Source organism: Segatella copri, from assembly GCF_026015465.1.
Lineage (GTDB): Bacteria > Bacteroidota > Bacteroidia > Bacteroidales > Bacteroidaceae > Prevotella > Prevotella copri_E.
In genome coordinates, this window is sequence record NZ_JAPDUQ010000004.1 from 179,863 (window position 1) to 191,400 (window position 11,538).

Below are 11,538 nucleotides of genomic sequence, written 5' to 3' on the forward strand. Positions count from 1 at the left end.
TATCGTATCACAAGTATCCTGTTAGACGATAATTGTATCTTTATGTACGATATTTTTAGGACTTCGTTGATTTTTTCTGTTATTTTGCAGCCAGAAAAATAAATGAAACAATAATAAACCTAGAAGATATGGATTTAAAGCAGTTTACATTATTGATAGGTGTAGCCAGTTTGCCATCCATGACAACGGCAGCCACTGTTTATCGCACCATCTCTAAGGTGGTGGCAATATCAGTAGATTGTCCGGTGGGCACAGTTCCCCGACTTCCTAATCTCGTATGGGTAACCTATTCTGATGGTTACTCAGAATACCGGCAGGTACGCTGGGCTAACTCTCCGCTTGCTGATGAGCAGGCTGAGGCTGATGCGCAGAAACATCCTGCCGGGAGCCAATATGAGATAGGTGGTTTTGTGATTGGTGATGAGACTACCGACAATGGTTATCCTGTCAAGGCACAAATCAAGGTGGTGGCTGAAGGCTATCAGACTCCAGGAAAGGAAGTGGCTCATACCTTCTCACTCGCTGATGTGAGCATAGATGGTGACAACCGACTCACCCACAACCGTGATGAGGCACTCCGTGAGATCTGTTCCTGGGATGTTACTCAACAACTCTACAACTATCGCGATACCTATGGACTCAGTACCGAGGGTTATACTAAGAGCGATGGCTGGGATTCGCCAGACACCAAGCTCAAGGGTCATGGATCTGGTCACTATATGTCGGCTATCGCACAGGCATACGCCGTGGCAACCAACCCAGAGCAGAAAGCAATCCTCCGCAAGAACATCACCCGAATGGTGAATGAGTTGCGAGAGTGTCAGGAGAAGACCTTCGTATATAATAAGGAACTGAAGCGCAACTGGGAGGCTCGTGATTTCGCTCCTGAGGCAGAACTCAGAGAGATGAAGGGCACCTGGGCTGCTTTTGATGAGTATAAGAAGCACCCTGAACTTTATGGCTACGGTTACATCAACGCTATTCCGGCTCAGCATTGCGCCCTGATAGAAATGTATCGTGCCTACAACAACTCCGATTGGGTTTGGGCACCTTATTACAGCGTACACAAGCAACTTGCCGGTCTGATAGACATCGCAACCTACTTTGATGATAAGGAAATCTGCGATAAGGCTCTCCTCATCGCCAAGGATATGGGACTCTGGGTATGGAACCGCATGCACTACCGCACTTATGTAAAGCAGGACGGCACCCAGGATGAGCGCAGAGCCAAGCCGGGCAACCGCTACGAGATGTGGGACATGTACATCGCCGGTGAGGTGGGAGGTATGAGCGAATCGCTCTCCCGTCTTTCTGAGATGGTTTCCAATCCGGATGAAAAGGCAAAGCTCCTCGAGGCAGCCAACTGTTTCGATGCGCCTAAGTTCTATGATCCGCTGAGCAAGAACATCGATGACATCCGTACCCGCCATGCCAACCAGCATATTCCGATGATTATCGGAGCGCTGCGCAGCTACAAAAGCAATCAGAAGCCATACTATTACAATCTGGCTGAGAACTTCTGGAGACTGGTGCAGGGCAGATATATGTATGCGATGGGTGGTGTAGGCAACGGAGAGATGTTCCGCCAGCCATATACCCAGATACTGAGTATGGCAACCAATGGACTGCAGGAAGGCGAATCGGAGGCTTATCCGGATATCAATGAAACCTGCTGTGCGTATAACCTCGTCAAACTGAGCAAGGATCTGAACTGTTATAACCCTGATAATGCGCAGTATCTCGACTATATCGAGCGCACGCTGTATAATCAGATTATCGGTTCGCTCAATCCGGACCAGTATCAAACCTGCTATCAGTATGCAGTAGGTCTGAATGCCACCAAGCCGTTCGGCAACGAGACTCCTCAGAGCACCTGCTGCGGTGGTACAGGTTCTGAAAACCATACAAAGTACCAGCAGTCGGCTTATTTTGCCAACGATCATACCCTCTGGGTAGGTCTCTATATGCCAACCACCCTCCACTGGAAGGAGAAGGGTGTGACCATCAAGCAGGATTGCCTGTGGCCGGCACAGCATTCAGCCATCAAGATAACGGAAGGCGAGGGCGATTTCACCCTGAAACTCCGTGTACCATACTGGGCTACGCAAGGTTTCTCCATCAAGGTGAACGGCAAGGAAGTGGCAAAGAGCTATCAGCCTAGCACCTATGTAGAACTGGAGCAGAAACACTGGAAGGTGGGAGATGTCGTAGAAATCGACATGCCGTTCAGCAAGCATATCGAATATGGTGCCGACAAGCTTTCGAGCGACGTGGCAAGTATGGACGGTACTCCGCTGAAGACATCCTGGGTAGGAACCCTGATGTACGGACCATTGGTGATGGCGGGTACAGGCGCACAGACCTGGAACCAGGCTACGCTGAACATCGACTCCCGATTGAGTAATATCACCGTGGGCGAATCAAACGGCGTTACCACAGGTGCAGGAGCCAATCTCCTTACCCTGAAGCTGGATGGCAAGGAATTCCAGCCTGATTATTATCGCAACGCTAACAGTACCCACTACTACCGCATCAATCTGACCGATGCCAAGAGCAAGAAGAGCAAGAAGGTGAAGATAGATTTCACCGAACTGAATTCTCTCCTGAATCTTGCCGCAGAGCGTAAGGCAGACCAGGAGAAGTGGAATGCCCTCTCTCAGAAGGTTCCGGAGTATGCTCCATGGGCACCGTTCGGATATGAGCGCATGCAGAAGGTGATGGCTCAGGCACAGGAACTGGTGTCAAAGGGCAAGAAGAAGGTAACCCAGGATGAACTGGAAGGTACTACTGCCATCCTGAACCGTGCCATCAACACGATGCGCCCTGGCAATCTTGCAGAGATGGAAGACCTCCGAGAACTTTCCGGTCTGCTTCGCCGTGCCGGTTGGCCGGATGACAACACCAGCGAGGAACTCAAGGAAGCTATCAGTTATGGCAGAATGGTTCAGAAATACGTAACCGACGGAAGTGGAACCCACGACATGATTCATGCCGCTGTGGGAAAACTGAAGAAGGCGATGAAACAATAAAGAAGATATAGAAACAACAAAACAATAAAACATTAAAGACAACAAAGACATCATTTAGAATAAACAACATTTAAGAGTAACAAAATCGGCTTAAAAGACGAAAATATCGTCTAAATCGCCAGGTTTGGACGATATTTTCACTTTTTTAGACGATAATGTAGCATAATATACAAAATATTTTGTTACTTTGCAATCGAAATTTTTAAAAAACAATTATCAACCTAACAAACAATAGAAATGAGACAGACACAAAACATTTCAGGCTTTGTACATAGTCAAGCTTATGTAAAAGCCATCGCGTGTTTGGTCCTTGCATGTGGGGGGGGGGCATTACCTACTCTAGCAGCAAGTGAGACCTCATCAAGCCCAAAGGTAGAAAATGTTCAGCAGAACGAAGTTACCATAAAGGGTGTAGTAAAGGATGCCAATGGTGAAGCCATCATTGGTGCGAGTGTAATCGAAAAAGGCAACGCCAAGAATGGTACAGTTACCGATCTTGATGGTAACTATACCTTAAAAGTAAAGCGTGGCGCTACCTTAACAATCTCCTATATCGGATATATTAGTCAGGAAACCAAAGGCGGTGACGTGACACTTCAGGAAGACATGAAGTCTTTGAACGAAGTAGTCGTTATCGGTTATGGTACCCAGAAGAAGGGTGATATTACTTCAGCCATTACCAGTATTAAGGCGGAAGACTTTACAACAGGTAAAGTAAAGGATGCTGCCGAATTAATTAAGGGTAAGGTTGCAGGTTTGACTATTGCCAATGGTTCAGGTGACCCTAATGCAGAATCTACTATCCGTCTTCGTGGTGTAATATCCTTGAATGGTAGCAACACACCTTTGGTTCTTGTAGATGGTATTGAAGGCTCTCTTAGTACTGTAGCTCCTGAGAATATTGCAAGTATTGATGTTTTGAAGGATGCTTCTGCTGCTGCTATCTATGGTACTCGTGGTGCTAATGGTGTTATCATCATTACCACTAAAGGTGGTCAGCGTGAGTCTAAGACAGAAGTAAGCTATTCTGGCTATGCTTCTTTGTCAGCTTTTGCCAAGACTCTTGATTTCATGGATGGAGCAGATATCCGCGAAGGTAAGACGGATTTTTCGGATAAAGGTTATGATACAGATTGGTTGGATGCTATAACTAGAACAGCATTTAGCCATAATCATAATGTGTTAATTCATGGCGGTAACAAGACTACTACTTATTCAGCAGATTTTACTTATCGTAAGGATGAGGGTGTCTTTTTGGATACCTATAATGAAAATATGAAGGCAAGTTTCGACTTGAGCCATTGGATGCTTAACGATATGGTCAAGATTCAAGTAAATCTTTTGAAAACATGGCATGAGAATGGTCCTATCGATGCTGCTGGTCAGATGCTATATCGTCAGGCTATTATCCGTAATCCTACTGAGCCAATCTATAATGCTGATGGTAGTTATTGCGAGAATTTTGGCGTAAACTACTATTATAACCCATTAGGAATCATCAAGGAGCACAAGGGACAGTATAAAACAGAAACTACTCGATATACAGGCTCTCTTACTTTCGAACCAATTAAGGGCTGGCAGACTAAGGCTATGTTCTCTACTGATCGTTTCAATAATCATGATCAGACTTATTATACTTCTAAGTATTATAGTCAGGCTTCCGAAAACCATACTGGTTATGCTTCTCAGAACTATGCTACAGGTCAGACCGATAATTTCGAGTTGACAAGCAATTTCAACCATCAGTTTGGCGAGCATCGTTTTAATGCGCTTGCTGGTTACAGCTATCAAGAAGACACATGGTATGGATTCAGTGGTAGCAACTATGATTTTCCTACCGATATGTTCGAGTATAACAATATGTATATCGGTGCAGCTCTTAAGAATGGTAAGGCGGGATTAAATAGCTACAAGAGCGAGTCGAAGTTGATTGGTTTCTTTGGACGTATCAGTTACGGCTATGCTGATAGATACAATATTCTTGTCAGTGTTCGTCATGAAGGCTCTTCTAAGTTTGGAGCCAATCATAAGTGGGGAACTTTCCCTTCTGCATCACTTGGATGGACTATCAGTAATGAAAAGTTTATGAAGGATGTAAAGTGGGTGAACAACTTGAAACTTCGTGCTGGTTTTGGTGTTACAGGTGTAATTCCTAATGATCCTTATCAATCATTGACTCGTTGGACATATGGTAGTAGCACTATAAATCCTACTTATTATTACGACAATAACAAATGGAATCTTGGTTTGATTGTAAACTCAAATCCAAATCCAGATTTGAAGTGGGAAAAGTCAACAGAGTTCAACATAGGTTTGGATTGGAGCATCTTGGGTGAGCGATTGAGTGGTACTATAGATGTTTATAAAAAGACCACAAAGGATATGCTTTGGTGGTATGATGTACCAACCCCACCAAACTACTATAAGCAAACTCTAGCCAATGTGGGTGAGATGCGTAACCAAGGTATTGAGGCTTCTGTTACGGCAATTCCTGTTCAGACAAAAGACTTTGAATATAAAACAACTGTTACAGTTTCTCATAACTCAAATAAGTTGATCAGTTTGTCAAATGATCTTTATGAGACAGCCAATCAGCGTGATGAGGCTTATTTAGGTGAGCCAATTTCTATTTCTACACAGCGATTGGAGGTTGGTAAGTCTATTGGAAATTTCTACGGAATGAAATCTGTGGGCGTTTCTGAGAATGGATTGTGGATGATAGAGAATGTTGAGACAGGAGAGGCTGAGGAGTTTAAAGACAATATGTTGTCTAATGACAAGTATCGTCAGTATTTAGGCAATGCTCTTCCTAAGGTGTATATGGGATGGACTAATGCATTCCGTTACAAGAACTTCGACTTGTCTTTGCAGTTCACTGGTCAGTTCGGGTTCAAAATCTTGAACGAGGCTCGTTGCTACTACGAAAATAACTCTATAGCATACAATCGCTTGAAGTCGGCAAATGATGAGCCTTACGGATGTGGATATAAGTTGTCTTCTGCACAAAAGCAGACTTTTGTCAGCTACTATCTGGAGAATGGTGATTTCTTGAAATTGAGTAGTGCAACTTTGGCTTATAATGTGCCTCTTAAGGAGAATAAGTATGTAAAAGCTGCACGTGTTTATCTTTCAGGAACAAACTTGTTTACTATTACAGGTTACAAGGGGTTGGATCCTGAGTTGACTAATAGTGATGTGCAAGCTTCGGGTATTGATTGGAGAGATAAGTATCCGTCTATTCGTACCTTTACATTGGGAGTCAATCTTACATTCTAACAAATTTAAGCGTTATAGATATGAATACTAAATTTCGTAATATATTATTTAGTACAATGCTGGGAGTAGCAGGATTGGCTACTACAGGATGTACCGATTTGGATGAGCATTTGTATGATACAATTGCTACCGAAAACCATGAGTTTACCAATGAGGAAATCATGGCTATGTTCGGTCCCGTATATAGCAGTTTGCGTGATGTATATTGGGGATGGTATAGTTATGCCGATATGATGGACCAATCTTCTGATGTTTGGTGTATTCCTTATCGCATTGGTATTGGTTGGGGAGATCTTTATGTGTCTATGCATAAGCACGAGTTCCATTCACAGATTGCGCATTTTAACGATACTTGGACTCGTAACTATGCAGGTATCAATGCTTGTAATAAGTTGTTGGGATATCAGCAGATTCAGGAGAATCCTAAGTTGGTGGCTCAGTTGAGAGGCTATCGTGCCTTGTATTACTATATACTTTTTGACTTGTTCCGCAATATTCCTTTGGATACAGAATTTGAGCACCCTGATGGTTGGTTACCAGAGCAAGCTAAGCCGCAGGAGACCTTTGATTTCTTGGTCAAGGAATTAAATGAGATTGCAGACGATTGTGGCACAACTATAGAGATGGGCAAGCTCAACAAGTATGCCATCCATATGATTTTGGCCAAAATGTACTTGAATCATAATGCTTGGTTCCAGGATGATTCCGACAATAGCTGGTATGGTAAGTGTATAGATGAACTTAATCAGGTAATAGAGGGTCCTTTCTCTTTGGCTTCTGCATATTCTGCTAACTTTATGGATGATATCTCGGGCTCTCCTGAGATAATCTTTGGTATACCATTCGAGAATAAGTATGCTTCAGGTAATTATATGGCAAATATGTGGATGCACGTAGCTGGTAAGGCAACTTGGGGCTTTGATGGTTGGGCAACAGGTGGTGCTGCTGTGATGCCTCAGTTCCTTGATACTTATGATAAGGATGACTCTCGTTTTAAGGATTGTTGGACTGGTGGTCAGCAGTATGATGCTTCTGGTGCTCCTATTTATTATGATGGTGAACCTTTGGTTTACACTAAGGAGTTACACAGTATAGATAATCCTGGTTGTTATCCTTTCGAAAGCTACCGTTTAGTGAAGTATGAAATCAAGGGTGGTGAGTATGGTTCTTCATATGATGATGTACCATTCTTCCGCTTGGCTGATGCTTATATGATGAAGGCTGAGTGCTTGCTTCGTCTTGGTGGTTATAAGGGCGAAACAGAGCAGACTGCAGCAGATTTGGTTACCAAGGTTCGTGAGCGTAACTTCTTGAACACCCCAGAGAAGGCAAAGGTGACCGTGGAGAAATTGAAAGGCGGTAGTGTGTATGCATACGGACACCGTGAAAACCAAGGTAAGATGGGCGAAGCTGACAAATGGATTATTACCAATGAAGGTGGACAAGACATCGAACTCGGTGGAATGCTCGATGAGTTGGCTTGGGAATTTGTAGCAGAACATCATCGTCGTCAAGATTTGATTCGTTTCCACATCAAGGGTTCTAAGGAAAATGTCTATAATGGTAAGTCTTGGTTCTGTAAGGATGCTAATCCTGATAAGACCGATCGCCATAAGGATATATTCCCTATTCCAAAGTCGGCTTTGGATGGCAACCCTAAGTTGAAACAGAATCCTGGTTATGCTGATAATAAACAGTGATAAAGTAAAAACTGAAAATAATAGTACAATATGAAAAAGATATTTTTATATACAATGTTAGCTTGCATGGCCGTATCATTCGGCTCATGCAGCGACGATCCAATGGATGCTACCGAGAAGCATGTATATGGAGAAAATGAAACTCCATATTTGCGTACAGATGCTTCTGCAACGATAGCATACACAGCTGAGTTTCGTAAGGGGCATGTAGAGGCAAAGACTATTCGTTTGTCTGATTATGCTGAGACAATTCAAACTAAGCTTGGAATGACAGTGGACGAGTTGATGTCTGCTCTGGAAAGTGGAAATGCTGTATTCTACAATATCAACCCATCTCTTGGTCAGTGGAATAAAACAGCTCCAACCAAAGGTTCTACAGGTTGGTATTATGATAACAATGGTTTGATTTGTGACCAAAGTTCTGAGGTTGCAAGTGTAGAATTAGACAAAGCTAATAAGGCCTTAGTTATAGATGTACCAGAGAATTCTGCGGCAGGTGTTTCTATTTCTGCAAATGTAGGTTTTGCCATAAATAATGGAAAGGATTATGATGATTATGTAAGATTTAACTTTACAATCATGGTGACTGATCCTAGTCTTATCATGGCTAATGTGACAATTCCTGAAGGTGATTATAATACCTATTCGGTGAAGTATGCTGATTATGAACATGCAATTACTACATGTTTGGGTATGACTGTTAAGGAATTGAATGATGCTGTATCAAATACAGAAAATGATATTGCATTGTACATGGTAAATGCAGACGATTCGTGGAATACCACAGCTTCTTATAATACAGATGCAGGTGTTATTGGCTTCTGGTGCACCAAGGATGGTACTATTCAAAATTGGGGCTCAGGATGTCTGTACTTTGTTCAAGCTGTTGACGGTAGTTTGAATATAGGACGTTACGAAAAAATTGCTTCAGGTACAACGGGCAAAGTGCACTGTGTTCTTGCTAGCAAGAAAGATCCTTCTAAGTATGTTGAGTTTATTGTAAATATAACTTTTGCTTAGGTCTTATACTAAGAGGGTGTGTCATAAGTTTATGATTCACCCTCTTCTTGTTATTGGATGAGATAGGATATGTTGTTGGATGAGATAGGATATGTTGTTGAGACAGTCAGTATCTTCGGCCGCACAACAGCTGTTATGCGCCAACTATTATTCAGACTTATGACACACCCTCATTGTACCAGAATCCATACTGGTCTATGGAACCAGATGAGGCTGCTGAGCAGTAATACAATTCTTTTGAAATAACGAATAATTCGCCCAATAGCAAAACACATAAGCTATTGGGCGATATTTTTTCCAACTCTTTAGATCTCTGTATTTAATCAAAATCAACTTAAACATAAATCATGAAACAAATTAAACTAAAAACGGGGATAGTGACAGTATTGTCAATGTTCTTTTTATTATCATTCTGTAGTTGCAGTTCCGGTAATGATTCCATGGAAACTGATACTCCTGTAAATCCCAAACCATCGGATGTGAAGCTGATGAATAAATCAAAGATAGCCAACTATGGTAAGTACTATTGTCCTGGTACATGGAATGAAGGATTTGAAAAGGGACCTGACTACATGCTCCGCAGCGATGCCAGATGGTCGTGGTGGAGAATGAAGCAGAGTGAGCACTTCTTTGTGTTCTGGGAGCCTGGCTTTGGAGATGATCCTAATGCAGAATCTGTACCGGAGGCTTTGCGTGTGGATATTGATGACTTGTTGCAGAAGGCTGAGCAGTTCTATAAGACCAATGTAGAGAAACTCGGTATGGCAACTGTCGGACAGGGAAAATCGGTCCTTGATAATCATAAGATGCAGATTTATCTCCTTTATCAGACAGAATGGCTTGCTACTGGTTCCGGCTATGATGACAAGATAGGTGCCCTTTGGGTAAATCCATCTACCTGCAAGCCGGTTGGTTCAACCATCGGTCATGAGATAGGGCACTCTTTCCAATATCAGGTTTCTGCCGACAAGCTCTTCACGGGTGAGGCTACGCCAATAGATAGAGCTGATGGTTCTCAGCTTGTGCCTGCTGGATTCCGTTATGGATTTGGTGAAAATGGTGCTGGCGGTTGTGCTTATTGGGAACAATGTGCTCAGTGGCAGTCGTTCCAGGATTATCCTAACGAGTGTTTCGACCAGGATGCTCATTATGCTGTTTGGCTCAAGAATCATCATCGCCACTTCAACCATGAGTTCATGCGTTACGCAAGCTACTGGTTCCAGTATTGGTTTACTGAAAAGCATGGCATCGAATCATACGCCCGTATCTGGAAAGAAAGCAAATATCCTGAGGATCCTCTCCAGACTTATATGCGCATCTATTGCAACAATAGTCTTGATGCCCTCTACAAGGATTTGTATGAGTATAGTGCTCATTGTGCTGATTATGATTTCAAGGCTGTGCATCAGTATAAGAAGGAGGCGGCTATCAATTACTCTACCAAGCTTTATAAGAGCAATGGTTATTATCAGGTGGCTTATACTAACTGTCCGGGTACAACAGGTTTCAATCTCATTCCGCTGAATGTTCCTGTTTCAGGCAAGGTAAGTGCTACACTTGAGGGGTTAGCTCCTGGTTCTGCTTTGGCAGTTGCAGATCCTGGTACTGTGGTAGATGGAGATGGTAATGCCAAAAGTAATGTGACCAAGTATAATTCACAGAGCAACACTCAGAAGAATTATCGTTATGGTTTTGTGGCAATCACCAAGGATGGAAAGTCTCATTATGGAGAGATGCATACAGGCAAGAAGGGCACAGCAACCTACGAAGTTCCTGCCAATACAGAGCGATTGTACCTCTGTGTACTGGCTGCTCCTGATAAGTATAATCGTAATGCCTGGGATGATGATGAGACCAATGATGAGCAATGGCCTTATCGTGTGAAGTTCTCGGGTACAGACTTGCTCGGCAACGTGACGATACCTGAAGGCGACCCTACTGATTTGGAGACTTCACTTGAGGTAAGTCTTGACGCAAGCAGCGAAAGCTATCCTCTGCATACCTTCAATCTCTTGAATAATGGTGTCATGGAGAAGATTGCAAAGGCATTCAAGTTGCAGCCTTCTGAGATTGCAAGTGCTACATTGGAGGCTGGCGATGTGAAAGCTGAGGGCTTTACGGGTCCTGCTGATGGCAAGGTGGCTGTGGGCTTGACCAACCCTGATGGTTCAGTATCTTATGCATACTCTGCCAATGGAATCGGCTTCTGGATTGCAGAAGATGGTTCTGCCGGTGTTTGGGGAGACGGAACGAAAATCTCACTTCGAATATGATACCGGTGGCTACGCCCTGACTGTGGGGCATAAGCCTGGTGCTTCTGAAAAGGGCAAGACTTATATCATCAAACCAACCATGGTTTATAATAAGAATGGTAAACAGCATAAGGCTGTTATTACCATCAAGATGAAATTCGCATAGTTAATATAGTTAGTTCCGTTGCTGACGTAAAACTGTTGTTTTGCAGAATGCAACGGAACTTTTTTGTTTCTTTGCTTATGTTGATAACACTCTCG

At 43.1% G+C, this 11,538-nt stretch carries 6 protein-coding genes; all 6 read left to right on the plus strand.

Features of this window, described 5'->3' with window-relative positions:
• Positions 1-128: 128 nt before the first annotated feature.
• The 6 genes from ONT08_RS14125 to ONT08_RS14150 all read left to right on the plus strand — a co-directional run bounded on the left by ONT08_RS14125 (position 129) and on the right by ONT08_RS14150 (position 11,443).
• Positions 129-3,029, plus strand: a complete 2,901-nt coding sequence (locus tag ONT08_RS14125; protein ID WP_437183605.1) for a beta-L-arabinofuranosidase domain-containing protein — start codon at positions 129-131, stop codon at positions 3,027-3,029.
• 237 nt (positions 3,030-3,266) lie between these two features.
• On the plus strand, positions 3,267-6,305 hold the full coding sequence (locus ONT08_RS14130; protein WP_264960258.1) for a SusC/RagA family TonB-linked outer membrane protein: 3,039 nt from the start codon (positions 3,267-3,269) through the stop codon (positions 6,303-6,305).
• 56 nt (positions 6,306-6,361) lie between these two features.
• Entirely contained in the window at positions 6,362-8,005 is a 1,644-nt protein-coding gene (locus ONT08_RS14135) for a RagB/SusD family nutrient uptake outer membrane protein (protein ID WP_437183612.1), read from the plus strand.
• Between the two features lie 30 nt (positions 8,006-8,035).
• Positions 8,036-9,025 (plus strand): DUF4859 domain-containing protein, encoded by a 990-nt coding sequence (locus ONT08_RS14140; protein ID WP_264960260.1) that lies wholly within the window; start codon positions 8,036-8,038, stop codon positions 9,023-9,025.
• A gap of 440 nt (positions 9,026-9,465) precedes the next feature.
• Positions 9,466-11,298, plus strand: a complete 1,833-nt coding sequence (locus ONT08_RS14145; RefSeq protein WP_264960261.1) for a DUF4859 domain-containing protein — start codon at positions 9,466-9,468, stop codon at positions 11,296-11,298.
• Complete coding sequence (locus ONT08_RS14150; RefSeq protein ID WP_259326471.1) at positions 11,237-11,443, plus strand: DUF4859 domain-containing protein; 207 nt, start codon at positions 11,237-11,239, stop codon at positions 11,441-11,443. Before ONT08_RS14145 ends, ONT08_RS14150 begins: the two co-directional genes overlap by 62 nt.
• The last annotated feature ends 95 nt before the right edge of the window (positions 11,444-11,538 follow it).

What these genes read in the sequence shown, in the direction of transcription:
- ONT08_RS14130 (WP_264960258.1), top strand. Translation starts at nt 3,267, where the DNA reads ATGAGACAGACACAAAACATTTCAGGCTTTGTACATAGTCAAGCTTAT.
- ONT08_RS14140 (WP_264960260.1), top strand. Translation starts at nt 8,036, where the DNA reads ATGAAAAAGATATTTTTATATACAATGTTAGCTTGCATGGCCGTATCA.
- ONT08_RS14145 (WP_264960261.1), top strand. Translation starts at nt 9,466, where the DNA reads ATGGAAACTGATACTCCTGTAAATCCCAAACCATCGGATGTGAAGCTG.
- ONT08_RS14135 (WP_437183612.1), top strand. Translation starts at nt 6,362, where the DNA reads ATGCTGGGAGTAGCAGGATTGGCTACTACAGGATGTACCGATTTGGAT.
- ONT08_RS14125 (WP_437183605.1), top strand. Translation starts at nt 129, where the DNA reads ATGGATTTAAAGCAGTTTACATTATTGATAGGTGTAGCCAGTTTGCCA.